This is a genomic window from Streptomyces sp. NPDC090127, from assembly GCF_044746945.1.
Classification (GTDB): Bacteria; Actinomycetota; Actinomycetes; order Streptomycetales; family Streptomycetaceae; genus Streptomyces.
The window spans coordinates 471916-497232 of sequence record NZ_JBIVDE010000006.1 but is presented as its reverse complement, the minus strand read 5'-3'; the positions used below and the strand labels follow the sequence as shown (position 1 = coordinate 497232).

The 25317-nt window shown below is 70.6% G+C and carries 26 protein-coding genes, 1 tRNA gene and 1 riboswitch; of the genes, 19 read left to right on the top strand and 8 right to left on the bottom strand.

Annotated features, from left to right (window positions below; genetic code table 11):
- Window positions 1-214 precede the first annotated feature (214 nt).
- Both ACIPPS_RS24225 and ACIPPS_RS24220 read left to right on the top strand, forming a co-directional pair.
- Entirely contained in the window at window positions 215-2065 is a 1851-nt protein-coding gene (locus tag ACIPPS_RS24225) for an RDD family protein (RefSeq protein ID WP_401435638.1), read from the top strand.
- 86 nt (window positions 2066-2151) lie between these two features.
- Window positions 2152-2901: an RDD family protein gene (locus tag ACIPPS_RS24220; RefSeq protein WP_401435636.1), complete on the top strand. Its 750-nt coding sequence runs from the start codon at window positions 2152-2154 to the stop codon at window positions 2899-2901.
- 93 nt (window positions 2902-2994) lie between these two features.
- On the opposite strand, the gene ACIPPS_RS24215 is transcribed toward ACIPPS_RS24220, so the two are convergent.
- Window positions 2995-3273, bottom strand: a complete 279-nt coding sequence (locus ACIPPS_RS24215; protein WP_401435633.1) for a hypothetical protein — start codon at window positions 3271-3273, stop codon at window positions 2995-2997.
- 369 nt (window positions 3274-3642) lie between these two features.
- On the opposite strand from ACIPPS_RS24215, the gene ACIPPS_RS24210 reads away from it, so the two are divergent.
- Both ACIPPS_RS24210 and ACIPPS_RS24205 read left to right on the top strand, forming a co-directional pair.
- Window positions 3643-6078, top strand: coding sequence for an immune inhibitor A domain-containing protein (locus tag ACIPPS_RS24210; RefSeq protein WP_401435630.1), 2436 nt, complete (start codon window positions 3643-3645; stop codon window positions 6076-6078).
- Window positions 6079-6202: 124 nt separating this feature from the next.
- Window positions 6203-6508 carry a hypothetical protein gene (locus ACIPPS_RS24205; RefSeq protein WP_401435628.1) on the top strand — a complete coding sequence of 102 codons (306 nt, stop codon included), beginning with the start codon at window positions 6203-6205 and terminating at the stop codon, window positions 6506-6508.
- 23 nt (window positions 6509-6531) lie between these two features.
- On the opposite strand, the gene ACIPPS_RS24200 is transcribed toward ACIPPS_RS24205, so the two are convergent.
- Both ACIPPS_RS24200 and ACIPPS_RS24195 read right to left on the bottom strand, forming a co-directional pair.
- Window positions 6532-7119, bottom strand: a complete 588-nt coding sequence (locus ACIPPS_RS24200; RefSeq protein WP_401435626.1) for an isochorismatase family protein — start codon at window positions 7117-7119, stop codon at window positions 6532-6534.
- 109 nt (window positions 7120-7228) lie between these two features.
- The gene (locus ACIPPS_RS24195; RefSeq protein WP_401435624.1) at window positions 7229-8557 is read right to left on the bottom strand and encodes a nicotinate phosphoribosyltransferase; all 1329 of its coding nucleotides are present in this window, start codon (window positions 8555-8557) and stop codon (window positions 7229-7231) included.
- 103 nt (window positions 8558-8660) lie between these two features.
- Between ACIPPS_RS24195 and clpS the strand changes: the two genes are divergently transcribed.
- The 10 genes from clpS (at window position 8661) to ACIPPS_RS24145 (ending at window position 16446) form a co-directional block, all read left to right on the top strand.
- Window positions 8661-8975 (top strand): ATP-dependent Clp protease adapter ClpS, encoded by a 315-nt coding sequence (clpS, locus tag ACIPPS_RS24190; protein ID WP_401435621.1) that lies wholly within the window; start codon window positions 8661-8663, stop codon window positions 8973-8975.
- Complete coding sequence (locus ACIPPS_RS24185) at window positions 8975-9562, top strand: DUF2017 domain-containing protein (protein WP_401435618.1); 588 nt, start codon at window positions 8975-8977, stop codon at window positions 9560-9562. Before clpS ends, ACIPPS_RS24185 begins: the two co-directional genes overlap by 1 nt.
- A gap of 300 nt (window positions 9563-9862) precedes the next feature.
- Complete coding sequence (locus tag ACIPPS_RS24180) at window positions 9863-11314, top strand: amino acid permease (protein ID WP_401435616.1); 1452 nt, start codon at window positions 9863-9865, stop codon at window positions 11312-11314.
- 77 nt (window positions 11315-11391) lie between these two features.
- Complete coding sequence (locus ACIPPS_RS24175) at window positions 11392-11817, top strand: Mov34/MPN/PAD-1 family protein (protein WP_401435613.1); 426 nt, start codon at window positions 11392-11394, stop codon at window positions 11815-11817.
- A 111-nt stretch (window positions 11818-11928) separates the two neighbouring features.
- A riboswitch (cobalamin riboswitch) is annotated at window positions 11929-12000 on the top strand.
- A gap of 59 nt (window positions 12001-12059) precedes the next feature.
- Window positions 12060-13034 carry an ABC transporter substrate-binding protein gene (locus tag ACIPPS_RS24170; protein WP_401435611.1) on the top strand — a complete coding sequence of 325 codons (975 nt, stop codon included), beginning with the start codon at window positions 12060-12062 and terminating at the stop codon, window positions 13032-13034.
- Window positions 13035-13108: 74 nt separating this feature from the next.
- A complete protein-coding gene (locus ACIPPS_RS24165; protein WP_401435844.1) occupies window positions 13109-14170 on the top strand; it encodes a FecCD family ABC transporter permease in 1062 nt (353 codons plus the stop codon).
- Window positions 14167-14970 carry an ABC transporter ATP-binding protein gene (locus ACIPPS_RS24160; RefSeq protein WP_401435608.1) on the top strand — a complete coding sequence of 268 codons (804 nt, stop codon included), beginning with the start codon at window positions 14167-14169 and terminating at the stop codon, window positions 14968-14970. The genes ACIPPS_RS24165 and ACIPPS_RS24160 overlap by 4 nt, the downstream gene beginning before the upstream one ends.
- 44 nt (window positions 14971-15014) lie before the next feature.
- Entirely contained in the window at window positions 15015-15113 is a 99-nt protein-coding gene (locus ACIPPS_RS24155) for a putative leader peptide (protein ID WP_361962636.1), read from the top strand.
- Between the two features lie 98 nt (window positions 15114-15211).
- Complete coding sequence (locus ACIPPS_RS24150) at window positions 15212-15490, top strand: MoaD/ThiS family protein (protein ID WP_401435606.1); 279 nt, start codon at window positions 15212-15214, stop codon at window positions 15488-15490.
- A 5-nt stretch (window positions 15491-15495) separates the two neighbouring features.
- Window positions 15496-16446 carry a PLP-dependent cysteine synthase family protein gene (locus tag ACIPPS_RS24145; RefSeq protein ID WP_401435603.1) on the top strand — a complete coding sequence of 317 codons (951 nt, stop codon included), beginning with the start codon at window positions 15496-15498 and terminating at the stop codon, window positions 16444-16446.
- Window positions 16447-16480: 34 nt separating this feature from the next.
- On the opposite strand, the gene ACIPPS_RS24140 is transcribed toward ACIPPS_RS24145, so the two are convergent.
- Complete coding sequence (locus tag ACIPPS_RS24140; RefSeq protein ID WP_401435601.1) at window positions 16481-17032, bottom strand: type II toxin-antitoxin system PemK/MazF family toxin; 552 nt, start codon at window positions 17030-17032, stop codon at window positions 16481-16483.
- A gap of 188 nt (window positions 17033-17220) precedes the next feature.
- On the opposite strand from ACIPPS_RS24140, the gene ACIPPS_RS24135 reads away from it, so the two are divergent.
- Window positions 17221-17973, top strand: a complete 753-nt coding sequence (locus ACIPPS_RS24135) for an MBL fold metallo-hydrolase (protein WP_401435598.1) — start codon at window positions 17221-17223, stop codon at window positions 17971-17973.
- Window positions 17974-18076: 103 nt separating this feature from the next.
- Here the strand turns inward: ACIPPS_RS24135 and ACIPPS_RS24130 are convergent, their stop codons facing one another.
- Window positions 18077-19342 (bottom strand): PTS transporter subunit EIIC, encoded by a 1266-nt coding sequence (locus ACIPPS_RS24130; RefSeq protein WP_401435595.1) that lies wholly within the window; start codon window positions 19340-19342, stop codon window positions 18077-18079.
- Window positions 19343-19620: 278 nt separating this feature from the next.
- Entirely contained in the window at window positions 19621-20919 is a 1299-nt protein-coding gene (locus ACIPPS_RS24125; RefSeq protein WP_401435592.1) for a PTS transporter subunit EIIC, read from the bottom strand.
- A gap of 236 nt (window positions 20920-21155) precedes the next feature.
- Here ACIPPS_RS24125 and ACIPPS_RS24120 point away from each other — a divergent pair, with 236 nt between their 5' ends.
- From ACIPPS_RS24120 to rdgB, 4 genes are all read left to right on the top strand, one after another.
- Window positions 21156-21389 carry a glucose PTS transporter subunit EIIB gene (locus ACIPPS_RS24120; protein ID WP_401435590.1) on the top strand — a complete coding sequence of 78 codons (234 nt, stop codon included), beginning with the start codon at window positions 21156-21158 and terminating at the stop codon, window positions 21387-21389.
- Window positions 21390-21508: 119 nt separating this feature from the next.
- A complete protein-coding gene (gene rph, locus ACIPPS_RS24115) occupies window positions 21509-22240 on the top strand; it encodes a ribonuclease PH (RefSeq protein WP_401435588.1) in 732 nt (243 codons plus the stop codon).
- Between the two features lie 153 nt (window positions 22241-22393).
- A complete protein-coding gene (locus ACIPPS_RS24110; protein ID WP_401435841.1) occupies window positions 22394-22750 on the top strand; it encodes a hypothetical protein in 357 nt (118 codons plus the stop codon).
- Between the two features lie 8 nt (window positions 22751-22758).
- Entirely contained in the window at window positions 22759-23361 is a 603-nt protein-coding gene (rdgB, locus tag ACIPPS_RS24105; protein WP_401435585.1) for an RdgB/HAM1 family non-canonical purine NTP pyrophosphatase, read from the top strand.
- Window positions 23362-23413: 52 nt separating this feature from the next.
- Here the strand turns inward: rdgB and ACIPPS_RS24100 are convergent.
- Together ACIPPS_RS24100 and proP are read right to left on the bottom strand one after the other, a co-directional pair.
- Window positions 23414-23486: transfer RNA gene (locus ACIPPS_RS24100), tRNA-Leu, on the bottom strand.
- Between the two features lie 198 nt (window positions 23487-23684).
- Entirely contained in the window at window positions 23685-25187 is a 1503-nt protein-coding gene (gene proP / locus ACIPPS_RS24095; protein ID WP_401435583.1) for a glycine betaine/L-proline transporter ProP, read from the bottom strand.
- Window positions 25188-25317: the final 130 nt, after the last annotated feature.

The following is a 25317-nucleotide window of genomic DNA, read 5'->3' as shown; positions in this document are numbered from 1 at the left end:
TTTCCGGAGGGGCGGCCGAGCGAGGATCGTCGGCCTGAACGTGACGGTGAGTCGCGGGTTCTGTGGGTATGTCGCTCGAAGGCGGGTTTCTCGCCGCCTCTTTCTTCTTGCGGCGCCGTTCTTCGTTACTGTCCTCCTTGGGCCGAGGGGCCCTTGAGTCGTACAAGCGTCGTCGAAGCGTCGTCGAGCGTCGTCACGGAACGGAGTCGGGGCAGTGGCTACTCCTCCTGGAGCCGGCGGGGAGGTACCGCAGGCCGGGTACTACCCGGACCCCTCCATTCCCGGATACATCCGGTACTGGAACGGGGGCGCCTGGGTACCCGGGACGAGCCGGCCCGCGCCCAAGGAGGGCGAACTCCCGCCCGCCGCGCCCGTCACGGCGCCGCCCGCCGGTCCCGCGCTCGCCCCCAACCCGGCGCCCGCGCCGGTGGTGCCCGCCGTGGAGGAGACCGGACCGCACTTCTTCGACGAGGAGCCCGCCGCGACCGAACCCGAGCCGGCGTCGGCCTGGCAGGCCGACGTCGCCCGGCAGACGGGCTTCGGCGGCGAGCGCGACCGCAAGGTCTCCTGGGGCGCGCCGGAACCGGAACAGGACCCGACCCGGACCGCACCGCCGACCGGCCAGGGGCAGGGCGGGAGCCAGGACCAGGGGCAGAGCCGGGGCCAGGGCCAGGGATACGGCCCCGGGCACGGCCCCGGGCAGGGTCCGTCGTTCGGAACCGGCTCCGGCTCCGGCTCCGACTCCGGGCCCGGCTCGTCGCTCGGCACCGGCTCGGGCTCCGGCTCGTCTGCGGGTCCCGTGCCGGGTGCTGGTTCGTCCGCGGGGCCCGTGCCCGGGGCGCGTGATCCCCGGCTGTCCGCCGACCTCGGGCCGCAGGCCCGGCTGGGCGGGATGCCCGTGACCCCGGCGTCGCAGTCCGCCGACCCCACGGGCGGCGCGCTTCCGGGTGTACGCCGGCCCCAGTCGCCCACCCCCGAGGGCACGATGACCATCCGCGCCCAGGGCACGCAGACCGCACCCCAAGGCCCGCAGGGCGGCTTCGGCCCCCACGGGCCCTCTGCGGCGCAGGGCCCGCAGGCCCTGCCGGGGCTGCACGGCGCGCAGGCCGCCGCCGCGTCCCACAGCTCTCATGCGCCCGTCGCCCCACAGGGCTCCCACGGCGCTCAGAGCGCCCAGGTCCCGCAGAGTTCCCACGGCCCTCAGAGCGCCCAGGCCCCGCAGAGTTCCCACGGCGCGCAGGCCCCCGTCGCCCCGCAGCCCGGGCTGTCCGCCGCGCAGGCCGCGCCGCTCGCGCACGTTCCCGGGCAGACCCCCGCGTCGGCCCCCGCGCCCGCCCCGGCACCAGGCCCCGCACAGACTCCGGCCCCCGCACCGGCCCCTGCCCCGCTGGCCGCCGGGCCCGGCGGTGGGGCCGCGTCCTGGCCGCAGCAGGTGCAGCAGCTCGCGCAGCCGGCCACCACGTCCGGGCCGGCCGGTCCGTCCGCCGCGTCGGCCGCTCCCGGCGAGGCCGACCAGCCGCCCGTCGTGCCCTGGAAGCCGCCCGTCGAGGACCCGTTCCTGCAGGCCGCCCGGGCCCAGGCCGCCGCGCGGCCCGCCGGACCGGGGAAGCGGCTGGTCGCCCGGCTGATCGACACCCTCGTTCTCGGCGCCCTCGCGGGCGCGGCGGCGTTCCCCTTCGTCACCACCGCGCTCGACCACATCGACGCCAAGATCGAGGCGGCGAAGCAGTCCGGTGTGACCGTTCAGGTCTATCTCCTGGACGGCACGACCTCCCTCAACTTCGGGATCACGCTCGCCGCCCTCCTCGTCCTCGGCGTCCTGTACGAAGCGGTGCCCACCGCCAAGTGGGGCCGTACGCTCGGCAAGAAGCTCTGCGGTCTCCAGGTGCGGGACATCGAGGCGCACGAGCCGCCGACGTTCGGCGCGGCCCTGCGCCGCTGGCTCGTCTACAGCGTCCTCGGCCTCCTGGTGCTGGGCGTGGTCAACGTCCTGTGGTGTCTCTTCGACCGGCCCTGGCGCCAGTGCTGGCACGACAAGGCGGCCCACACCTTCGTGGCGGGCTGACCCGACCGGCGGACGTCCCGTACGGCGGTCCCTCGAACGGGGGGCGATTCCTTGCGGGCGACTGCCGCCCGGGATGCACTGCCCCCATGAGCAACGACCAGCCGACGCCCGGCCAGCCGCCCGAGGACGATCCGTTCCTCAAGAAGCCGCAGGAGCCCACGCCGCCGTCGGCGGGCTCTCCGTACGGCAGTGAGCCGCCTCCGCCGGAAGGCCCGCCGCCGGGCGGCCCGCCCCCCGGTGGACCTCCGCCGCCCCCGCCGCCCCCGCCGGGCGGGTCGCCGTACGGCAACGCCCCGCCGCCCCCGCCGTACGGCTCGCAGCCCTACGGCGGCGGTGGTTACGGCGGGGTGGATCCGCTCGCCGGGATGCCGCCGCTCGCCGACTCCGGCAAGCGCATCCTCGCGAGGATCATCGACTGGCTGCTCGTCGCCATCCCGCTGGCGATCATCGGCATCCCGTTCGACGTCTACGACCGGGCGACCGACAACGACGACTTCGGTGACGCGATCAGCGCGACCAGCACCGGCAGCGGGCTCGTCTTCCAGCTCATCACCATCGTCGCGTACGTCGCCTACGACACCCTGATGACGGCCAAGAAGGGCCGGACGCTCGGCAAGAAGTGGATGAAGCTGCGGGTCGCGATGCTCAACGACGGCTCCACGCCGCCGATGAACGCCTCGCTGATCCGCGCCGTCGTGCTCTGGCTGCCCGCGCTGATCTGCTGCGCCTGCCTGTGGCCGCTGCTCCTGCTCATCCTGATCCTGGTCGACAAGCCCTACAAGCAGGGCCTGCACGACAAGGCGGCCAAGACCGTGGTGGTCTCCGCGCAGCCGTAGAAGAGGCGCTACGAGCCCGGGAGCGCGACGAGTTCGAGAGCGCTACGAGCCCGGGAGCGCGACGAGTTCGAGAGCGCTACGAGCCCGGGAGCGCTACGAGTTCGAACCGATCCGGGTATCGGCCCCCGCGCCCACGCGGACGGTCGGTACCCGGATCTCGTCCGTCCGGGGGCGGGCCGGCACGGGCGCGGCGGGTGCCTTGCGGCGGGCCGGCACCGTCCTCGCGACGAGCACGCCGAGCAGCAGCCCGACGGCGCAGATCACGACGACGCCCAGCGTGTTGGTGGTGCGGGACAGCAGCAGCAGGGCGACGGTCGAGACGACGACGGTGGCCGAGCCATAGGCGAGTGGTGCGGCGTTCGGACGCGGCATGACGGTTACCGTCCCTCGATGCATCGGCTGGTCGCTCCCCTGGCCGGCGCCGGGCGGGCCCCGCCCGAGCGACTCTACGACGGTGGATGCCCGGGCGAAACGGGTGGTAAGCGTGACCTAACCCACGGTGTGGGTGCACGGGGGGCGCATGGAGTCATCGTTTCCCCGGATGTCCCCCTCCGGTGCGCTGGTGACCGTCCGGATACCGGAAAGCGACTACTGCATAGTGCAGTTGGTCTGTTCAAGTCAAGGACTGTCTTTTCAGGAGTAACTCCGGTCGAATGTCGTCACTTGTGACGCGCGTACCCACCTGCGGACAGCACCCCACCTCCGGTCCGCGGTCGCGGGCGCCGGGGAGGACAACATCAAGTGACCAGCAGACGACGGGCGATCAGAGCGTCCGCAGTCGTCGTGGCGCTCGCGGCCACCGCCGCGACCGCCTCGACCTTCACCGCTTCGGCCGACAGCCACTCGACCATGAATCCCGCGCAGGTCCGCCAGGACCCCGCTCCGGGCGCCGGTGTGGACAAGACGGCGGTGGACCACGACCTCGAAGGTCCGTACAGCAAGCAGCAGGAGCAGCAGCGCAAGGCCGCTCTGGAGCAGGTGCTGAGCGGCGAGACCAAGGTCGAGCGCCGCGGGGGCTCCCAGGTCGTCAAGCTCGACAGCAAGAAGTACGTCGAGCTGGGCCGGGAGAAGACCGACAAGATCTTCACGATCCTGGTCGAGTTCGGCGACAAGGTCGACAACACGACGCTGGTCGACCGCGCCGACGACGACACCGCCGAGCCGAAGCCGAAGTTCGGCGGCACGCCCGGCCCGCTGCACAACCAGATAGCCGAGCCGGACCGTTCGACGGACAACTCGACGGACTGGAAGAAGGACTACAACCAGCAGCACTTCCAGGACCTGTACTTCGGCACCGGCACGGACAAGAAGGGCCAGCCGAAGCAGTCCCTGAAGACGTACTACGAGAAGACCTCCTCGGGCCGCTACTCGGTCGAGGGCGGTGTCTCGGACTGGGTGAAGGTCGAGTACAACGAGGCCCGTTACGGCTCGAACTACTGCGGCAACAGCAACTGCGCCAACGTCTGGGACGCCGTCCGCGACGGTGTCACCGCGTGGACCGCCGGCCAGAAGGCCAAGGGCCGCACCGACGCCCAGATCAAGGCCGACCTGGCGCAGTACGACCAGTGGGACCGCTACGACTTCGACGCCGACGGCAACTTCAACGAGGCCGACGGCTACATCGACCACTTCCAGATCGTCCACGCGGGCGAGGACGAGTCGGCGGGCGGCGGCGTCCAGGGCGGCGACGCCCTGTGGGCCCACCGCTGGTACGCGTACGGCACGGACGCGGGCAAGACGGGCCCGGCGAACAACCGGTCCGGCGGCACGCAGATCGGCACCTCCGGCATCTGGGTCGGCGACTACACGATGCAGCCGGAGAACGGCGGCCTCGGCGTCTTCGCCCACGAGTACGGTCACGACCTCGGTCTGCCGGACCTGTACGACACCTCCGGCAAGGCCGGCGCCGAGAACTCCACCGGCTTCTGGTCCCTGATGTCCTCCGGCTCCTGGCTCGGCCGGGGCAAGGAGTCCATCGGCGACCTGCCCGGCGACATGACCGCCTGGGACAAGCTCCAGCTCGGCTGGCTCAACTACACCAAGGTGAGCAACGGCCAGCGCGCCACGAAGTCCACCCACAAGCTGGGCGTGGCCGCGTACAACACCAAGAACCCGCAGGCGCTCGTCGTCGAGCTGCCGAAGAAGAAGGTCACCACCGATGTCGTCGCGCCCGCCGAGGGAGCCACGCAGTGGTGGAGCGGCATGGGTGACGACCTCAAGAACACCCTGACCCGCTCGGTCGACCTGACCGGCAGGTCGAAGGCCACCCTGGAGCTCAAGGGCTGGTACGACATCGAGCTGGACTACGACTACCTCTACACCGAGGTCTCCACGGACGGCGGCGCCAACTGGACCGCCCTGGACGGCACGGTCGACGGCAAGCCGCTGCCGCGCGACGCGAGCGGCGCCCCGGCGCTGACCGACGTCTCCGGCGCGTACAAGCCGCTCGTCTTCCCGCTGGACGCCTACGCGGGCAAGAAGTTCGACCTCCGCTTCCGCTACCAGACGGACGGCGGCGCGGGCGGCAAGGGCTTCGCGGCCGACGCCATCACGCTGACCGCCGACGGTGCCCCGGTCTTCTCGGACACCGTCGAGGGCGGCGACAACGGCTGGACGTCGAAGGGCTTCACCCGGATCGGCAAGGGCTTCACGAAGGAGTACGAGCAGTACTACCTCGCGGAGAACCGTCAGTACGTGTCGTACGACGCGACCCTCAAGGTCGGCCCGTACAACTTCGGCTTCACCGGTGAGCGGGCGAGCTGGGTCGAGCACTACCCGTACCAGAACGGTCTGCTGGTCTGGCTGTGGGACACCTCGCAGAAGGACAACAACACGGCCGTCCACCCGGGCCAGGGCCTCGTCCTCCCGGTCGACGCGCACCCGACGCCGCTGAAGTGGTCGAACGGCACCCTGATGCGCAACCGCATCCAGTCGCACGACGCGACCTTCGGCACCTACCGCACCGACAGCTTCATGCTGCACAACGCGGACGTCGCGACGTGGATCAAGCCCCAGGCGGGCAACCCGGTCTTCGACGACCGGAAGGGTACGTACTGGTACCAGGAGACTGAGCGGGCCGGTGTCAAGGTAACTGACACCAACACCAAGATCGCGGTCGTCAACGAGCCGAAGAGCGGCGAGACGATCACCGTCCAGGTGGGTCCGTCCACGAAGTAGTCCGCATCATCGCAGGTCAAAGCATGATCGGCCGTCGCCCTCTAGCGGGCGGCGGCCGATCGTGTTTAGGTGCGTCTGACCAGACTCTTATTGACAGCGAACGCACAGGGGGAGTGGTGTCGGCATGCCCGGTGGAGGTTTCTGCAAGTTGCCAGGTGGCAGCGTGGTCGTCGCGATAGGGCTTCCGAGCCCGGCGGGCGACGGGGCCACGGTCCGCTTCCTGGTCCACGCGGCGAACCGCGCCCGCGCCCTGACCCGGCTGCGGAACCTGGGCCTGCGCGCGGTCTACCTCCGGGGCAACGCGGAGCCCCCGACCCCCGACGAGATCACCGCCGTCCTCCACCACCCGGACGGCCTGCTGTGGCGCTCCAGCCCGGGCACGGCCCAGGAGCTCTGGCATCCGATACGGACGCTGCCCACGGTCTCGTAGGGAGCGGCCACGGGCCCCGGCCGTCAGACGACGGGCTTGCCCGTGAGGTCCACCCCGGCCCCGCGCAGCTCCTCCAGGGCCCGCTCGGTGGTCTCCTTCGCGACGCCCGCCGTGAGGTCGAGCAGGACCTGCGTACGGAACCCCTCCCGGGCCGCGTCCAGCGCCGTCGCCCGGACACAGTGGTCCGTCGCGATCCCCACCACGTCGACCTCGTCCACGTCACGCGCCCGCAGCCACTCGGCGAGCGACATCCCGTTCTCGTCGCGCCCCTCGAAGCCGCTGTACGCCGCCTCGTACGCGCCCTTGTCGAAGACCGCGTCGATCGCCCCCGAGGCGACCGCCGGGGCGAAGTTCGGATGGAAGCCGACGCCCTCGGTCCCGGCGACACAGTGCACCGGCCAGGACGTCACGTAGTTCGGCGTGTCCGAGAAGTGGTCGCCCGGGTCGACGTGGTGGTCGCGGGTGGCCACGACGTGCTGGTACGCGACGCCGGCCGCCTGCCCGACCAGGTCGGTGATGGCGGCGGCGACGTCCGCGCCCCCGGTCACCGCGAGGCTGCCGCCCTCGCAGAAGTCGTTCTGAACGTCCACGACGATCAATGCGCGGTGCATGGCGGGTGTCCTTCGGTGGGCCGGCGGCGGGAACGGGGGGTGTCGGACGGGGGAATGGCTTCGAGCCTAGAGACTTCCCCCTCCCTTCGGGAGGGGGCCTCGCAGGGTGTTACACATACTCCGTCGGAAGCACCGGTTCGCCCCGCGACAGCTGGTTGGCCGACATCGGCAGTCCGGCCCTGGCCGCGATGTGCCGGGCCCTCGCGGCCTCCAGCGGCTCGCGGGCCACCACGTCGCCGCCCTTCACCAGCTCGACCAGGAGCTGCCGGTCCGCGAGTTCGGCCGGGACCGGGCCGGTGCCGACGACCTCGGTCTCCGCCACGCCCTCCGCGTCCGTCCGGCGCGCGGCCCACTTGCGGCCGCCGACCGAGGCCTTGCCGCCCAGGGACTTCTTCGCCACCGCCGTCAGCGGCGCCTTCGGGTCGGCCGACTGGGCGCGGGCGACCAGCTTGTAGACCATCGAGCAGGTCGGGTGCCCGCTGCCGGTGACCAGCTGGGTGCCCACCCCGTACGCGTCGACCGGCGCCGCCGCCAGCGAGGCGATGGCGTACTCGTCCAGGTCGGAGGTGACCACGATCTTGGTGTTCGTCGCGCCCAGCTCGTCCAGCTGCGACCGCACCCGGTGCGCCACGAGCAGCAGGTCACCGGAGTCGATCCGGACGGCGCCGAGCTCGGTGCCCGCCACCTCGACGGCGGTGCGGACGGCCTCGGCCACGTCGTAGGTGTCGACGAGCAGGGTCGTCCCGCGGCCGAGGGTCGCCACCTGGGCCTGGAACGCGTCCCGCTCGCTGTCGTGCAACAGGGTGAAGGCGTGCGCCGAGGTGCCGACGGTCGGGATGCCGTAGCGGAAGCCGGCCGCCAGGTCCGAGGTGGAGTCGAAGCCGCCGACGTACGCGGCGCGCGCGGAGGCGACCGCGGCCAGCTCGTGGGTGCGCCGGGCGCCCATCTCGATGAGCCGCCGTCCGCCGGCCGCCCCCGACATCCGGGAGGCGGCCGCCGCGATGGCCGAGTCGTGGTTGAGGATCGAGAGGATCACGGTCTCCAGGAGCACGCACTCCGCGAAGGAGCCCTCGACCCGCAGGATCGGGGAGCCGGGGAAGTACACCTCGCCCTCGGGGTAGCCCCAGATGTCACCCGAGAAGCGGTAGCCGGCCAGCCACTTGAGCGTCGGCTCGTCCACGATGGACTGCTCGCGCAGGAAGCCCAGGACGTCCGCGTCGAAGCGGAAGTTCTCGACGGCGTCGAGGACCCGTCCGGTGCCCGCCACCACGCCGTAGCGCCGGCCCTCGGGCAGACGGCGGGTGAAGACCTCGAAGACGGAGCGCCGGTCGGCGGTGCCGGCCTGGAGGGCCGCCTGGAGCATGGTCAGCTCGTACTGGTCGGTGAAGAGCGCGGTCGACGGCACGTCCACCGGGAGCCCAAGGTCCGCAGCGTTCATGTCAGCGATGCTACCGCAGAAATCGTCAGAGTGACGATTTCTAGTCGCGCGCGGCGGCGCGCGGGCTGACCCGTTTGTGCGACCCCTCTGTCGAGGTGGCAGCATGGGTTCAGTGAGCGTCGCGCCAATTGAGATCGAACGCACGGAATCGGCAGAAGAGACCTTCGCCGTCGTCGAGCCGGACGTGCCGTGGGTGACCCTGGTCCACAACGATCCGGTCAATCTGATGAGCTATGTGACCTACGTCTTCCAGGCGTACTTCGGTTACTCCAAGGACAAGGCGCACAAACTGATGCTCGACGTGCACCACAAGGGCCGCGCAGTGGTCTCCAGCGGGACGCGCGAGGAGATGGAGCGGGACGTGCAGGCGATGCACGGCTACGGCCTGTGGGCGACCCTCTCCCAGGACCGCGGCTGATGGCGGGCCACTTCGAGGCCCTGCCCGGCGGCGGCGCGGCCGTCGCGCTCGACGAGGTCGAGATCGCCATCCTGCGCTCCCTCGCCGTCCAGCTCATGGAGCTGATCGGCCCGGGCGACGAGCCCGTCGAGGGCGAGGACCCGCTGGCCGCGCTCTTCGCCGAGGGGCCGAGCGAGGCCCCGAGCGACCCCGCGCTCAAGCGGCTCTTCCCCGACGCGTACGCGGACGAGAGCGAGGAGCTGCGCTCGGCGGCGGCCGACTTCCGCCGCTTCACCGAGAACGACCTGCGCTCGCGCAAGCGGCAGGACGCCCTCCTGGTGATCCGCGGCCTCGACGGGCTCAGCACCCACGGCGACGAGGACGCCGTCGTCCTCAAGCTCACCGCCGACGAGTCCCGGGCCTGGCTCGGCGCGCTCAACGACCTGCGGCTGACGATCGGGACCCGCCTCGAGGTCGCCGACGAGGACGAGAGCGGGGAGCTGTACCGGCTGCCCGACTCCGACCCGCGCAAGCCGATGGTGATGGCGTACCTCTGGCTCGGCGCGCTCCAGGAGTCGCTCGTCGAGACCCTGATGCCCGGCGCCTAGGGGCTGTTCGCTCAGCGGACACTCAAATCCGGATAACGAATACGTCAAAAAAGTCTTCGTACTGGTCCTCTTGAGTGGCTTTTGCCCCCTTTTTCATGTGGCGTGCGCCACAGATCGCCTCCTCGATCACCGTTTCCCTCGTGATAAATCTTCACGACCGCCCGGGACACCACCCTTGTTCCCGGGGGCGCTTTGGCCGGCAGACCGCCGGTAGCACTCCATCCACATCCGGGGGGATCAGGACCTGATCCGCGGCCGTACGCAGTCGGCGCGGATCAGCATGGAGAAAGGCGCACCACCATGACCTCAGTGCAGGTCGACAAGCAGCACGACGGCAATGAGGCCGCGGACCCCGCCGACGGCGAGGGGTATCACCGGGCACTCGGCGCCCGCCAGATCCAGATGATCGCGATCGGCGGCGCCATCGGTACCGGCCTCTTCCTGGGTGCGGGCAAGGGCATCTCCAAGGCGGGACCCAGCCTGATCCTCGCGTACGCCATCGCGGGCCTCGTCATCTTCTTCATCATGCGGGCGCTCGGCGAGCTCCTCATGTACCGGCCCGTGTCCGGCTCCTTCTCGGAGTACGCCCGCGAGTTCATCGGCCCCTTCTGGGGCTTCGTGACCGGCTGGACGTACTGGCTCTTCTGGGTCGTCACCGGCATCACCGAGGTGACCGCGGCCTCCGCGTACATGCAGTACTGGACCAAGAACGCGGACGGCTGGCTGAACCAGCCGCAATGGGTCTTCGCCCTGATCTTCACGGTGGTCCTGTTCCTGGCGAACCTGATCTCCGTCAAGCTCTTCGGCGAGCTCGAGTTCTGGTTCTCCATGGTCAAGGTCACCGCGATCGTCGGCATGATCCTGATCTGCGCCGGTGTCCTCACCGTCGGCTTCTCCGACGCCGGTGACACCGCCTCGATCAGCCTGCTCTGGTCCGAGGGCGGCTTCTTCCCCAAGGGCATCGGCTCGACCCTGATGACCCTGCAGATGGTCATGTTCGCCTTCCTCGCGGTCGAGCTGGTCGGCGTGACCGCCGGCGAGTCCAAGGACCCGAAGACCGTCCTGCCCAGGGCGATCAACACCGTCCCGTGGCGCATCGCCGTCTTCTACGTCGGCGCGCTGATCATGATCCTCTCGGTCGTCCCGTGGACCCACTTCCAGCCGGGTATCTCCCCGTTCGTCGCGGCCTTCGAGAAGATGGGCCTCGGTATCGGCGCCGCGATCGTGAACTTCGTCGTGCTGACCGCCGCGCTCTCCTCCTGCAACTCGGGCATGTACTCCACCGGCCGCATGCTGCGCGACCTCGCGCTCAACGGCCAGGGCCCGAAGTTCTTCACCAAGCTCACCAAGAACGGCCTGCCGCTGGTCGGCACCTCGTTCTCGGCGGCGCTGATGATGGTCGGTGTCTGGATCAACTACCAGTGGCCCGGCGACGCGTTCAACTACGTCGTCTCCTTCGCCACCATCTCCGGCATGTGGGCCTGGATCATGATCCTGGTCTCCCAGGTCCGCTTCCGCCTCAAGGCCGACCGCGGCGAGCTGCCCCAGTCGTCCTTCAAGGCGCCGGGCGGCATCTGGTGCAGCCTCTTCGCGCTCGCCTTCATCGGCATGGTCATCGTGCTGATGGGCATCGACAAGGACGCGCGGATCTCGCTGTACTGCGCACCGCTGTGGGGCCTGATCCTGGGCGTCTCCTACCTCGTCCTGAAGGCGCGGAACCCCCAGGGCGCGGCGTTCGTCAAGCGCTCCTGACCTGCTCCGTCTCGGCATCCGGGCCGTTCCGTACCACTCCTCGGTACCGAGCGGCCCGTCTGTTTATCCTGTCCGACATGCTGACCATCACCCGGGCCCTGTACGACCAGATCGTGGAACACTCCCGCGCGGACCACCCCGACGAGGCCTGCGGCGTGGTCGCGGGTCCCGTCGGCAGCGGCCGCCCCGAGCGGTTCATCCCGATGCTGAACGCCGCGCGCTCGCCCACGTTCTACGAGTTCGACTCGGCCGACCTGCTGAAGCTCTACCGCGAGATGGACGACCGGGACGAGGAGCCCGTGATCATCTACCACTCGCACACCGCCACCGAGGCCTACCCGTCGCGCACCGACATCACGTACGCCAACGAGCCCGGCGCCCACTACGTCCTGGTCTCCACCGCCGACACCGACGCCGCGGGACCCTTCCAGTTCCGCTCGTACTCGATCGTCGACGGCGTCGTGACGGAGGAGGACGTACGGGTCGTCGAGGAGTACGTGTGACGGTCGCAGCGTCCGCGCGGGTGAAGGCCGTCGGGGACCCGCGGTGAAGGCCGTCGAGGACCCGCGGGTGACGGTCTGAGACACTGACGCGACATCAAGGGCGGCAGGACCCAGGAAGCCGGTGCTACTCCGGCGCGGTCCCGCCACTGTGACCGGCCCCCTGGGGCCGGGAGCCAGGAACTGACCTGCCGCCTCTCACCACCGACTGGGGACGTGGAAATCCCCGGAGGAGGCTCTCCGTCATGACCTGGCGCCGCCGTACCCTGCTGCCCGCCGTCGCGCTCGTTCCGCTGCTCGCCGCCTGCGCGGCCCCCGCGAAGCAGGCCGCCCCCTCGGCGAAGACCGCCCCGGGGTTCCCGTACACCGTCTCCAACTGCGGTGTGAAGACGACCTTCAAGGCGCCGCCGAAGCGGGCCGTGACCATGAACCAGCACGTCACCGAGGTCATGCTCGCCCTCGGCCTGGAGAAGTCCCTCGTCGGCACCGCCTACCTCGACGACCGGATCCTGCCCGCGTACAAGAAGGCGTACGACGCGGTGCCGGTGCTCGCCAAGGAGTACCCCTCCAAGGAGGTCCTGCTCGCCGCCGACCCCGACTTCGTCTACGGGGGTTACGCCAGCGCCTTCGACGCCACGGCGGGCCGCGGCCGGGACGGCCTGAAGAAGGCGGGCATCGACAGCCGCCTCAACATGGAGTACTGCCCCACGGGCGCCTCCTCCCTCGCCGACCTCTACCAGGAGGTCGACGAGGTGGCCCGGACCTTCGGCGTCGCCGAGCGCGGCACCCGCTGGACGGCCGGGGCGAAGAACACCGTCGCGGCGACCGAGCGGCGGCTCAAGGGCGTCGCCCCGGTCTCCGTCTTCGTCTACGACAGCGGCGACAAGACCGCGTTCACCGCCGGCGGCAAGGGCATCGGCAACGAACTGATCACCCGGGCCGGCGGCCGCAACGTCTTCGCCGACCTCGACAAGGCCTTCGGTGACGCGGCCTGGGAGCAGGTCGTCGCCCGCAAGCCCGACGTGATCGTCATCTACGACTACGGCTCCACGACCGTCGAACAGAAGAAGAAGCGCCTCCTGGAGGACCCGGCCCTCAAGGACGTCCCGGCGATCAGGAACAAGCGCTTCGCCGTCATGCCCCTCTCGGACGCGGTCCTCGGGGTCCGCGTCCCGGCCGCGGTCGACAAGCTCTCCGCCCAGCTCCACCCGGCCCGGTGACGGCCGTGACGACGGCGGGGGAGACGGCGGGGGCGGCGGCGGGGGAGACGGCGGGGGCGACGGCGGGGGAGACCGTGCGGCCTGAGCGGGCCGTGCGGTCCGACCAGCCCGCCCCCGCCCGGGGGCCCGCGCGGTACCTGCTCGTCGTGGGCGGGCTGCTCGTCGCGCTCGGCCTCGCCGTCGTCGCGGGGGTCGCCCTCGGATCCGTACGGATACCCGTGGGCCAGGTCGCCGAGATCCTCACCGGCCGCGCCGCCCCCTCCCCGTACCGCACGATCGTGCTCGACGTCCGGCTGCCGCGCGTGCTGCTCGGCGCGGTCGTCGGCGCCGGGCTCGCCGTCGTCGGCGCCGTCCTGCAGGCCCTGGTCCGCAACCGGCTCGCCGACCCCTTCCTCCTCGGGATCTCCTCCGGGGCCTCCGCCGGCGCCGTCCTGGTCCTGGTCCTCGGCATCGGCGGCGGGGTCACCACCACCGTCGCCATGCCCGCCGGGGCCTTCGCCGGCGCCCTGTTCGCCCTCGTCCTCGTCTACGCGCTGGCCCGGCGCGGCTCGACCATGACCGGTGCCCGGCTGGTCCTCGCGGGCGTCGCCGTCTCGTACATCCTGTCCGCGCTCACCACGCTCGCCCTCGTCCTGGCCCGCCGCCCCGAACACTTCCAGGAGGCGATGTTCTGGTCCCTCGGCGGCCTCGGCAGCGCCCGCTGGGACGCGCTCGCCCTGCCCGCCGTCGTCGTCGCCCTCGGCACCGGGCTCCTGGTCGCCCTCGCCCGCCCCCTCGACCTGCTCCTCGTCGGGGAGGAGGGCGCGACCGTCCTCGGCCTGGACACCGCACGCTTCCGCGCGGCCGTCTTCGTCCTGGCCTCGCTCGTCACCGCCGTCATGGTCTCCGTCAGCGGCGCCGTCGGCTTCGTCGGGCTGATGGTCCCGCACGCCGCCCGGATGGCCGTCGGCGCGCCGCACCGCCGCCTCCTGCCGGTCGCCGCGCTCGGCGGCGCGCTCGCCCTGATCCTGGCCGACCTCGCCGCCCGGACCGTCGCCGCGCCCCAGGACATCCCCGTCGGCGTCCTCACCGCCCTCATCGGCGGCCCCTTCTTCCTCTGGCTCATGCGCCGCCGCGCCGAAGGGAGCCCGGTATGAGCCGCGCCCCCCGCCCGACCGAGCTGCGCCTGCGGGGAGTCTCGTACGAGAACCGGCTGATCGACGCCGACCTCACGGCACGCCCCGGCGAGACCATCGGACTCGTCGGCCCCAACGGCAGCGGCAAGACCACCCTGCTCCGCTGCGTCTACGGCACCCTCGCCCCCACCGGCGGCAGCATCCTCCTCGACGGCGCCGACCTGTCCGCCCTCGGGCCCAAGGCGCGCGCCCGCCGGATCGCGACCGTCCCCCAGGACGGCGCCACCGAGTTCGAGCTGACCGTCCACGAACTCGTCGCCCTCGGCCGCTCCCCGCACAAACGCTTCTGGGAGGGCGACACGGCCGCCGACCGGACGCTCGCCGAGGCCGCCCTCGCCCGGGTCGGCATCGCCGAGCTGGCCCACCGCCCGTACCCCACCCTCTCCGGCGGCGAACGCCAGCGCGCCCTGGTCGCCCGCGCCCTCGTCCAGGACCCGGCGCTGCTCGTCCTGGACGAGCCCACCAACCACCTCGACATCCGCTACCAGCTCGAAGTGCTGCGCCTCGTCCGTGACTTGGGCACCACCAACCTCCTCGCGCTGCACGACCTCAACCTCGCCGCCGCCTACTGCGACCGGATCTACGTCCTGGAGCGCGGCCGGGTGGTCACCGAAGGGCCGCCCGCCGACGTCCTCACCCCGCGTCTGCTGCGGACGGTCTACGGGGTGGAAGCCGAGGTCATCCCGCATCCGAGGACCGGCACGCCCACCGTCTTCTACCTGCCCGGTCCGCCAGTCGAGCAGGAAGCGTCCGCCATGTGAGATCACATTCCGGAACCCGGACCGGGAATCGATACGATGACCGCATGGTTTCCCACGACGTGAGCGAAGTGACGACGCCGGGCAGCGCGCTGCTCGTGGCGCGGCTGCACGTCGACCTGTGCCGTCTCGCCAGCGCGATGTGAGCGGGGGCGCTCCCGACCAGCGCCCCGAGAAGCACCACACCCCGCGCGGGGGCGACAGCCGCGCGCCTTCCACGCCACTCCCGACAGGAGCCCACGCCATGGCCATCGAGGTCCGCATCCCGACCATCCTCCGCACCTACACCGACGGCGAGAAGGCCGTTCAGGGCAGCGGTGCGACGCTCGCCGAGCTCTTCGCCGACCTGGAGAAGCGCCACGCCGGGATCGAGGCCCGCATCGTGGACAACGGCCAGCTGCGCCGCTTCGTCAACGTCTACCTCAACGACGAGGACGTCCGCTTCCTCGACGGCATCGAGACCAAGCTGACCGACGGCGACAACGTCACGATCCTGCCGGCCGTGGCCGGCGGCATGGTCTGATCCACATGCGTTACGACTCCCCGCTCGCGGCGGTCGGCAACACGCCCCTGGTCCGCCTGCCCCGGCTCTCCCCGTCGGACGACGTCCGCATCTGGGCCAAGCTGGAGGACCGCAACCCCACCGGCTCGGTCAAGGACCGCCCCGCGCTCCACATGATCGAGCAGGCCGAGAAGGACGGCCGGCTCACCCCCGGCTGCACCATCCTGGAGCCGACCAGCGGGAACACCGGGATCTCGCTGGCGATGGCGGCCAAGCTCAAGGGCTACCGCATCGTCTGCGTCATGCCGGAGAACACCAGCGAGGAGCGCCGCCAGCTGCTCGCCATGTGGGGCGCCGAGATCGTCTCGTCCCCGGCGGCGGGCGGGTCGAACACGGCGGTACGGGTCGCCAAGGAGATCGCCGCGGAGAACCCCTCCTGGGTGATGCTCTACCAGTACGGGAACCCGGACAACGCGGGTGCCCACTACGCCACCACCGGCCCCGAGATCCTGGCCGACCTGCCCTCCGTCACGCACTTCGTGGCGGGCCTGGGCACCACCGGCACCCTGATGGGCGTCGGCCGCTACCTGCGCGAGCACAAGCCGGACGTCAAGATCGTCGCCGCCGAACCGCGGTACGACGACCTGGTGTACGGGCTGCGGAACCTGGACGAGGGCTTCGTCCCCGAGCTGTACGACGCCTCCGTCCTCACCACCCGCTTCTCGGTCGGCTCCGCCGACGCGGTCACCCGCACCCGGGAACTCCTCCAGCAGGAGGGCATCTTCGCCGGCGTCTCCACGGGCGCGGCGCTGCACGCGGCGATCGGCGTCGGCCAGAAGGCGCTGAAGGCGGGCGAGAGCGCGGACATCGCCTTCGTGGTGGCGGACGGCGGCTGGAAGTACCTGTCGACGGGCCTCTACACGGCGGCGACGACGGAAGAGGCGATCGAAACGGTCCAGGGCCAGCTCTGGGCGTGAGAGGCATCCCCCCGGAGCGGTGATCGCCCCGCGGTCACGCCAGGTGGCGGACCTGGTCCCAGACGACCGGGTCCGCCGTTCCCACCTTCCTGCGGAACTCCCCCACCGGGACCTCCCGCAGCTCGTCCGTCTCCAGGAAGCTCGGCCGCCCCCGCGCGTCCCCGACGGTGCCCGGCGGCAGCGCGATGACGCCCGGCCGCTCGTCGTGGTGCCTGCTGGTGATCTTGGCGACGAGCGCGGAGCCGCCGCGCAGCGCGAGCACCAGACACGGCCGGTCCTTCGATCCGGGGCCGTCCTCGTAGGGCACGTCGGCCCACCAGATCTCGCCCGCCCGGGGGACCCGCGCCGACGCCGTCCCCGGCGCGCGCGGCCGGACGGGCGGCCGGGTGGAGGGCCGGGTCGAAGGCCGGGGCGAGGGACCGGTCGAAGGCCGCGTCGACGGGCGCTTTCCCCCTCCGGGTCGCCGCGCCGACGGGCGCTTCCCGCCACCGGGCCGCCGCGCCGACCGTTTCCGGCCGTCCACCAGCGCCACCACCAGCGCGATCACCACGACCGCGACGAGCGCCGGCCACCAGGACGTGTCCATACCCCAGGACGTTACCGGTCGCCAGCACCCCGCGCGCTCCCGCCCCAGGTCCATCCGAACCGGTGACAGAGCCCGTGAGTTCGCCCACAACAGGCCGCCACGGAGGAGCGACGAGCGGGGTCGCGCCTTACGCTCGACGCATCGCACGACCTCCCCCGCCGCTCTCCGCCCTCGGAGGTTCACGCTCCATGAAGCTCACCGTCGTCGGCTGCTCCGGGTCGTTCCCGTCCGCGGACTCGGCCTGTTCGAGCTACCTCGTAGAGGCCGACGGCTTCCGGCTGCTCCTCGACATGGGCAACGGCGCCCTGGGCGAGCTGCAGCGCCACATCGGTCTGTACGACCTCGACGCCATCTTCCTCAGCCATCTGCACGCCGACCACTGCATCGACATGTGCGGGTACTTCGTCGCGCGCTACTACCGCCACGAGGGCGGGCGCTGCGACGCCCTCCCGGTCTACGCCCCGGAGGGCGCCGAGCAGCGCCTGACCACGGCGTACGCCGACACCCCTTCGGACACGTCGATGAGCGAGGTCTTCGACTTCCGCACCCTGAAGTCGGGCTCCTTCCGGATCGGCCCGTTCTCCGTGCGTACGGAGAAGGTGTGCCACCCGGTGGAGGCGTACGGCATCAGGATCGAGCACGGCGGCCGTTCGCTGGCGTACTCCGGCGACACCGGCGTCTGCGACTCCCTGCACGAACTGGCGGCGGGCGTGGACCTGTTCCTCTGCGAGGCGTCCTTCACGCACGGCAAGGAGGACATCCCGGCCCTCCACCTCAACGGCCGCGAGGCGGGCGCGGAGGCGACCCGCTCCTCGGTGGGCCGCCTGGTGCTGACCCACATCCCCCCGTGGACGGACGGCGAACAGAACCTCGACGACGCCCGCGCGACCTTCGACGGCCCGTCGGAGCTGGCGTACGCGGGCGCGGTGTACGAGATCTGAGCCCGCTCACGGACGGCCGCGTACGGCTGCGTACGGCTGCGTACGGCGAAGGCCCCCGGAACCTGGACGGTTCCGGGGGCCTTCGTACGAGGTCACGTCAGGCTCACGCCTTGGTGAGGTCCTCGATCTCCTCCTCGGGCTCGCGGCCCGGGGTGGGGAGGTTGAACTTGGTGATCGCGAAGCGGAAGACCACGTAGTAGATCGCGGCGAAGACCAGACCGATCGGGATGATCATCCAGGGCTTCGTGGCCAGGTTCCAGTTCAGCAGGTAGTCGATCGCGCCTGCCGAGAAGGTGAAGCCGGCGTGGACTCCGAGCGCCCAGGTCACGGCCATCGAGATGGCGGTGAGGATCGCGTGGATCACGTACAGCACCGGGGCGATGAACATGAAGGTGAACTCGATCGGCTCGGTGATACCGGTGACGAAGGAGGTCAGCGCGAGGGAGATCATCATGCCGAGGACGGCCTTGCGGCGCTCCGGGCGGGCGGAGTGCGCGATGGCGAGCGCGGCGGCCGGGAGGCCGAACATCATGATCGGGAAGAAGCCGGACATGAACTGACCGGCGGTCGGGTCACCGGCGAAGAAGCGGCCGATGTCGCCGTGGACGACCTTGCCGGCGGCGTCGGTGAAGTCACCGAGCTGGAACCAGGAGACGGTGTTCACGAACTGGTGCATGCCGACCGGGATCAGCGCGCGGTTGATGAGGCCGAAGAGGCCGGCGCCGACGGAACCGAGGCCGGTCATCCACTCGCCGAAGTTGGAGATGCCGTTGCCGATGGGCTCCCAGACCAGGCCGAAGACCACGCCGACGAGGGTGCCGACGAAGGCCATGATGATCGGGACGAGGCGGCGGCCGTTGAAGAAGCCGAGCCAGTCGACCAGCTTGGTGCGGTGGTACTTCTGCCACAGCACCGCGGAGAGCAGACCCATCAGGATGCCGCCGAGGACACCCGGGTTGTTGTACGTCGCCGCGACGTCGACGCCGCCGTTCTCGGTGGTGTTGACGACGGCCTCGGTGACCGGGAAGGCCTTCAGAACGTTGCTGTAGACCAGGAAGCCCACGAGCGCGGCGAGGGCGGTGGAGCCGTCGGCCTTCTTCGCGAAGCCGATGGCCACGCCTATGCAGAACAGCAGCGGCAGGTTGGCGAAGACTGCGTCACCGGCCGTGGCGAACACGGAGGCGACCTTGTCCCATCCGAGGCCGTCCTTGCCGAAGACGTCGGGCTGGCCGAGACGGAGCAAGATACCCGCGGCCGGCAGGACGGCGATCGGCAGCTGCAGGCTGCGACCGACCTTCTGCAGGCCCTGGAACAGGCCGGATCCGCGCTTCTTCGCGGGAGCGGCGGCCTGGGCGGTGGCCGTACTCATCAACTTCCTCCAGTAGGCAAGGCGCCGCCAGAGGACAAGGAAAAGGGGGTGACGGCGGCGTCTCGTGGAACGCGGTGGACTGGACCGCGTGGTCTACACCAATGAGTGGTGTAGACCAGTTGTAGCACGTGAGACTTAGATAAGGAACCTGCGAATTCTGTGTGCTCGGACCATCGCGCGGCGTGAACGGAAGCAGGCCCCCGGACCGTGAGGTCCAGGGGCCTGGCGGGCTCCGCGAAGGGGGCGAACGCCCCCGGTTCGGGGCGTTCCGGTTCGGGCTACTTCGTCGTCTCGCGGTCCATCTCCTCCGCCACCTCTTCCGGCTCACGGCCCGGCGTCGGGAGGTTGAACCTGGTGATCGCGAACCGGAAGATCACGTAGTACACGACCGCGAAGCCGAGCCCGATCGGAATGATCAGCCATGGTTTCGTCGCGAGGTTCCAGTTGATGACGTAGTCGATCAGACCCGCCGAGAAGCTGAACCCGTCCTTCACCCCCAGCGCCCACGTGACCGCCATCGACACACCCGTCAGCAGCACGTGGATCACGTAGAGCAGCGGGGCGACGAAGAGGAACGAGTACTCGATCGGCTCCGTGATGCCGGTGACGAACGAGGTCAGCGCCACCGAGAGCATCAGGCCGCCCACCTCCTTCCTCCGGTGCGGCCTCGCGGAGTGCGTGATCGCCAGCGCCGCCGCCGGGAGCGCGAACATCATGATCGGGAAGAAGCCCGTCAGGAACTGACCCGCCTCCGGGTCGCCCGCCAGGAACATCGGGATGTCGCCGTGCACCGTCGTGCCGTCCGGCCTGGTGTACGTGCCGAACTGGAACCAGATGGGCACGTTCAGGAACTGGTGCAGACCGATCACGAGCAGCGCGCGGTTGGCGACGCCGAAGATGCCCGAACCCCAGGCGCCCAGGCCCACCAGCCAGTCGCTGAAGTTCTCCAGCGCGTCGCCGATCGGCGGCCAGACCCACAGGCACAGCGCGGCGAAGACGATCGCGACGAACGTCATGATGATCGGGACGAGCCGGCGGCCGTTGAAGAAGCCGAGCCAGTCCACCAGCCGCACCCGGTGGTAGCGCTGCCAGAACCAGGCCGCGAGCAGGCCGATGACGATGCCGCCGAAGACGCCCGGGTTCTGGTACGTGTAGCCGGTGAAGACCTGCTGCGGGTCCACGCAGCCACCGTTGATGTCCGCCGTGCCCGCCGGGCAGTCCTCGGGGAACTGGCGCAGCACGTTGTAGTAGACGAGGAAGCCGACCGTGGCCGCGAGCGCGGTCGAGCCGTCCGCCTTCTTGGCCAGACCGATCGCGACACCGATGCAGAACAGCAGGGGCAGGCCCAGGTTGCCGTCGAGCAGGGCGCCACCGGCGCCCGCCATCACCTTGGCGACGTTGTCCCAGCCGAGACCGTCCGCACCGAAGACGTCCGGCTGACCCAGCCGGTTCAGGATGCCGGCCGCCGGCAGTACGGCGATGGGGAGCTGGAGGCTGCGCCCCATCTTCTGCAGCCCCTGGAAGAGGCCGCCCCACATCGACTTCTTCGGCGCGGCGGCTGCGCTGTCCGTACTCATCGGCGTCCTCCCTGACCCGGAACAGAACGGGCCCGACTCGCGTTGCAGACTGGTGTAGACCAGTTGCGGTAGGCTCCCGGAGCCCGCTGAGGGCAGGTCGCCGGTGATCGTCATCATTCGGCAGAACGAGGGCACTCGCTCGCGAAGTTGGGCCAACCGTGGGTTACCGTGACAAAGCGGACCGTCGGTGCGCCGAGACTCACGTTCTTCGAACAGGAACGGACAGGGAGAAAGACATGGCCAGCAAGGCTGAGAAGATCGTCGCCGGGCTCGGCGGCATCGAGAACATCGAAGAGGTCGAGGGCTGCATCACCCGCCTGCGCACCGAGGTGGTCGACCCGAGCCTCGTCGACGAGGCCGCGCTCAAGGCAGCCGGCGCCCACGGCGTCGTCAAGATGGGCACCGCGATCCAGGTCGTCATCGGCACCGACGCCGACCCGATCGCCGCCGACATCGAAGACATGATGTGAGCAGCTGACACACGGTCGACTCGCCACCGGCGGACAGCCGACACACCGCTGAGTCACCCCGACGGGGGCCCGGTCCGACAGGGGACCGGGCCCCCGTCGCGTACGGCTACGCTCGTCCCATGTCTCGTATCGACGGCCGTACCCCCGAACAGCTCCGCCCCGTCACCATCGAACGCGGATGGAGCAAGCACGCCGAGGGCTCCGTCCTCATCTCCTTCGGCGACACCAAGGTCTTCTGCACCGCCTCCGTCACCGAAGGCGTCCCGCGCTGGCGCAAGGGCAGCGGCGAAGGCTGGGTCACCGGCGAGTACTCGATGCTCCCCCGCGCCACCAACACCCGCGGCGACCGCGAATCCGTCCGCGGCAAGATCGGCGGCCGCACGCACGAGATCTCCCGCCTCATCGGCCGCTCCCTGCGCGCGGTCATCGACTACAAGGCCCTCGGCGAGAACACCATCGTCCTCGACTGCGACGTCCTCCAGGCCGACGGCGGCACCCGCACCGCCGCCATCACCGGCGCGTACGTCGCCCTCGCCGACGCCGTCGCCTGGGCCCAGGGCAAGAAGCTCGTCAAGGCCGGCCGCAAGCCGCTCACCGGCATCGTCGGCGCCGTCTCCGTCGGCATCGTCGACGGCGTCCCCCTCCTCGACCTCTGCTACGAGGAGGACGTCCGCGCCGAGACCGACATGAACGTCGTCTGCACCGGCGACGGCCGCTTCGTCGAGGTCCAGGGCACCGCCGAGGCCGAGCCCTTCGACCGCAAGGAGCTCAACGCCCTCCTCGACCTCGCCTCCGGCGGCTGCGCCGAACTCGCCGAGATCCAGCGCAAGGCCCTCGAAGGAACGCTCTAGGGAAAACCTCCCGGGACCAAGGAGGGCACGCGGTACGGAACTCCGCGGGCCGCCACGGCGTCATCATGGGCACGGGTGTACGGCCACCGTCGTGCACCCGTCATCCATATCCACCGGGGAGGACCCGTCTTGAAGCGCCGTCTCGCACTCGCCATGGCCTCGGCAGCCGTACTCACCACCACCCTCGTCGGCTGCGGAGCACTCGACAAGGCGATGGACTGTGTCGCGACCGCCGACGCGATAGCCACCAGCGTCGACAAGCTCTCGCAGGCCGTCTCCAACGCCTCCAACGACCCGACGCAGCTCAACGAGGCCCTGAACGACATCTCCACGGAGCTCGGCAACCTCCAGGACACGACCGACAACGCCGACCTGTCCAAGGCCGTCGACGACCTCACCAAGGGCGTCGAAACCGTGAAGACCGCCGTCGACAACGGCGACACCACCCCGGACATCACGCCGATCACCGAAGCGGCCGCCGAGATCGGAAAGGTCTGCACCCCGGGATAATCGGGACCATGACCCGTCTCATCCTCGCCACCCGCAACGCCGGGAAGATCACCGAACTCCACGCGATCCTCGCCGACGCAGGCCTCACCCACGAGCTCGTCGGCGCGGACGCGTACCCGGAGATCCCCGACGTCAGGGAAACCGGCGTCACCTTCGCCGAGAACGCGCTGCTCAAGGCGCACGCCCTGGCCCAGGCCACCGGCCTGCCGGCCGTCGCCGACGACTCCGGCCTCTGCGTCGACGTCCTGAACGGCGCGCCCGGCATCTTCTCGGCCCGCTGGTCCGGCACCCACGGCGACGACCGCGCCAACCTGGAGCTGCTCCTGGCCCAGCTCGGCGACATCGCCGACCCCCACCGCGCGGCCCACTTCGCGTGCGCGGCGGCCCTGGCCCTCCCCGACGGCACGGAGCGCGTGGTGGAGGGCCGCATGCCGGGCACCCTCCGCCACGCGCCCGTCGGCACGAACGGCTTCGGCTACGACCCGATCCTCCAGCCGGACGGTCACGACGTGACGTGCGCGGAGCTGACCCCGGCCCAGAAGAACGCGATCAGCCACCGCGGCAAGGCGTTCCGGGCGCTGGTGCCGGTGGTACGGGAGCTGCTGGGCTGAGGACACGGTCGACGGTCCAGCAGCGTGGAACGCGCTGGACCGTCGCCTTCGGTGCGCCCGGTCGGATTCGAACCGACATACGCGACCACCTAAAGATCGCCGCTCACCGGGTGGCGTACGGGCGCGAGTGGCGCCCCTTACCTTACCCGCTGCCCTCCTCGGCACCAGGTGGTGGTGACAGCACGGCAGTTGGGACAGCAGCCGCAGGTTCTCGGCGCCGTCGAAGGCGATGACCTCGTCGATGTCCCGACATCTGTCGGCAGCCGCGAAGAACGGCCCGCGCCGGCGGTGTCCGGTGCGGGCCGTTCCTGCGCTCGTGGGCGTCAGAACTTCGGTTCGGGAGCCTGGGACATGACGAGTTCCGCCGCTTCCTCCGGGGTCTCCACCGACGGGGGCGAGCCCTCCAGGGGGCGCTGGGCGGTCTCCTTCATGCAGGCCACCGCCACCACGCCGACGAGCGCCGCGCCCATCGCGTAGTACGCGGGCATCAGGTTGCTGCCGGTCGCGCCGATCAGGGCCGTGATGACGAGCGGGGTCGTACCGCCGAACAGCGACGTCGACACGTTGTAGCCGACGGACAGGGAGCCGTAGCGCACATCGGTCGGGAAGAGCGCCGGGAGCGCCGCCGACATCGTGCCGAGCATGCAGACCAGCGAGAGGCCGAGCATCAGCATGCCCGCCGTGATCGCCGGGATGCCGCCCTGGCCGATCAGCAGGAACGCGGGCAGCGACAGGAAGAGGAAGCCCAGCATGCCCGCCATCAGGACGGGCTTGCGGCCGAACCGGTCGTTGAGCCGTCCCACCTGCGTGATGATCAGCATCAGGAAGACCATCACCAGCAGCAGGATCAGCAGGCCGTGGGTCTCGCTGTAGCCGAGCTCGTCGGAGAGGTACGTCGGCATGTACGACAGCAGCATGTAGTCGGTGATGTTGTACGCGCCCACCAGGGCGATGCACAGGATCAGCGTCGGCCACTGCTGCCGGAAGATCTTGGCCAGGTCGCCCTTGGTGGAGGTCTCCACCGCGTCGGCCGCCTCCGAGGCGCGCGCCGCCTCGCTCTCCAGCTTCTGGAAGGCGGGTGTCTCGTCGAGCCGCATCCGCAGGTAGAGGCCGACCAGGCCGAGCGGCCCGGCCACCAGGAACGGTACGCGCCAGCCCCATGCCTCCATCGTGTCGGAGCCGAGCCAGGTGGTGAGCGCCGTGACCAGGCCCGCCGCGCCGACGTACCCCGCGAGGGTGCCGAACTCCAGGAAGCTGCCGAAGAAGCCGCGTCGGCGGTCGGGGGCGTACTCGGCGATGAACGTCGACGCGCCGCCGTACTCACCGCCGGTGGAGAAGCCCTGCAGCATGCGGAAGAGGACCAGCAGGACCGGGGCCCAGAAGCCGATCGAGGCGTACGACGGGATCAGGCCGATCGCGAAGGTGCCGACCGCCATCAGGATCATCGTCAGGGCCAGGACCTTCTTGCGGCCGATCCTGTCGCCCATCGGACCGAACACCATGCCGCCGAGGGGCCGCACGAGGAATGCGACCGCAAACGTGGCGAACGACGACAGCAGCTGGACGGTGTCGTTCCCGGCGGGGAAGAAGACGTGGCCGAGGGTGACGGCGAGGTAGGCGTAGATGCCGAAGTCGAACCACTCCATGGCATTGCCCAGCGAGGCGGCCTTCACGGCGCGCTTCACCGCGGCCTCGTCGGTCACCGTGATGTCCGTCCGGCGCAGGGGCGGCTGCTGCCGCCGTGTGATCGCCCGGAACAGCCGGGGGTGCCGTCTGCGGGCCGCGGCCGGGTCGGCCTCGGGGGTGGTCCGGTCGGTGGCCGACATGACCGTACGTCCTTTCTCGGGGTGGCAGTCCAAGAAGGACGTCTGCACGGTCATGACGATCGCAAACGGAAGTGGCGGGGAATTGAGGCGTCCGTCACGTTCCCGGCGGGACGGACGGCCCCGGAGAGAG

Coding starts and splice junctions, on each gene's coding strand:
- clpS (WP_401435621.1), top strand. CDS start 8,661: ATGGGTTCAGTGAGCGTCGCGCCAATTGAGATCGAACGCACGGAATCG.
- ACIPPS_RS24110 (WP_401435841.1), top strand. CDS start 22,394: ATGGCCTCGGCAGCCGTACTCACCACCACCCTCGTCGGCTGCGGAGCA.
- rdgB (WP_401435585.1), top strand. CDS start 22,759: ATGACCCGTCTCATCCTCGCCACCCGCAACGCCGGGAAGATCACCGAA.
- ACIPPS_RS24130 (WP_401435595.1), bottom strand. CDS start 19,342: ATGAGTACGGCCACCGCCCAGGCCGCCGCTCCCGCGAAGAAGCGCGGA.
- ACIPPS_RS24120 (WP_401435590.1), top strand. CDS start 21,156: ATGGCCAGCAAGGCTGAGAAGATCGTCGCCGGGCTCGGCGGCATCGAG.
- ACIPPS_RS24175 (WP_401435613.1), top strand. CDS start 11,392: ATGCTGACCATCACCCGGGCCCTGTACGACCAGATCGTGGAACACTCC.
- ACIPPS_RS24170 (WP_401435611.1), top strand. CDS start 12,060: ATGACCTGGCGCCGCCGTACCCTGCTGCCCGCCGTCGCGCTCGTTCCG.
- ACIPPS_RS24160 (WP_401435608.1), top strand. CDS start 14,167: ATGAGCCGCGCCCCCCGCCCGACCGAGCTGCGCCTGCGGGGAGTCTCG.
- ACIPPS_RS24195 (WP_401435624.1), bottom strand. CDS start 8,557: ATGAACGCTGCGGACCTTGGGCTCCCGGTGGACGTGCCGTCGACCGCG.
- ACIPPS_RS24140 (WP_401435601.1), bottom strand. CDS start 17,032: ATGGACACGTCCTGGTGGCCGGCGCTCGTCGCGGTCGTGGTGATCGCG.
- ACIPPS_RS24125 (WP_401435592.1), bottom strand. CDS start 20,919: ATGAGTACGGACAGCGCAGCCGCCGCGCCGAAGAAGTCGATGTGGGGC.
- proP (WP_401435583.1), bottom strand. CDS start 25,187: ATGTCGGCCACCGACCGGACCACCCCCGAGGCCGACCCGGCCGCGGCC.
- ACIPPS_RS24200 (WP_401435626.1), bottom strand. CDS start 7,119: ATGCACCGCGCATTGATCGTCGTGGACGTTCAGAACGACTTCTGCGAG.
- ACIPPS_RS24185 (WP_401435618.1), top strand. CDS start 8,975: ATGGCGGGCCACTTCGAGGCCCTGCCCGGCGGCGGCGCGGCCGTCGCG.
- ACIPPS_RS24145 (WP_401435603.1), top strand. CDS start 15,496: ATGCGTTACGACTCCCCGCTCGCGGCGGTCGGCAACACGCCCCTGGTC.
- ACIPPS_RS24220 (WP_401435636.1), top strand. CDS start 2,152: ATGAGCAACGACCAGCCGACGCCCGGCCAGCCGCCCGAGGACGATCCG.
- rph (WP_401435588.1), top strand. CDS start 21,509: ATGTCTCGTATCGACGGCCGTACCCCCGAACAGCTCCGCCCCGTCACC.
- ACIPPS_RS24150 (WP_401435606.1), top strand. CDS start 15,212: ATGGCCATCGAGGTCCGCATCCCGACCATCCTCCGCACCTACACCGAC.
- ACIPPS_RS24135 (WP_401435598.1), top strand. CDS start 17,221: ATGAAGCTCACCGTCGTCGGCTGCTCCGGGTCGTTCCCGTCCGCGGAC.
- ACIPPS_RS24215 (WP_401435633.1), bottom strand. CDS start 3,273: ATGCCGCGTCCGAACGCCGCACCACTCGCCTATGGCTCGGCCACCGTC.
- ACIPPS_RS24205 (WP_401435628.1), top strand. CDS start 6,203: ATGCCCGGTGGAGGTTTCTGCAAGTTGCCAGGTGGCAGCGTGGTCGTC.
- ACIPPS_RS24180 (WP_401435616.1), top strand. CDS start 9,863: ATGACCTCAGTGCAGGTCGACAAGCAGCACGACGGCAATGAGGCCGCG.
- ACIPPS_RS24155 (WP_361962636.1), top strand. CDS start 15,015: ATGGTTTCCCACGACGTGAGCGAAGTGACGACGCCGGGCAGCGCGCTG.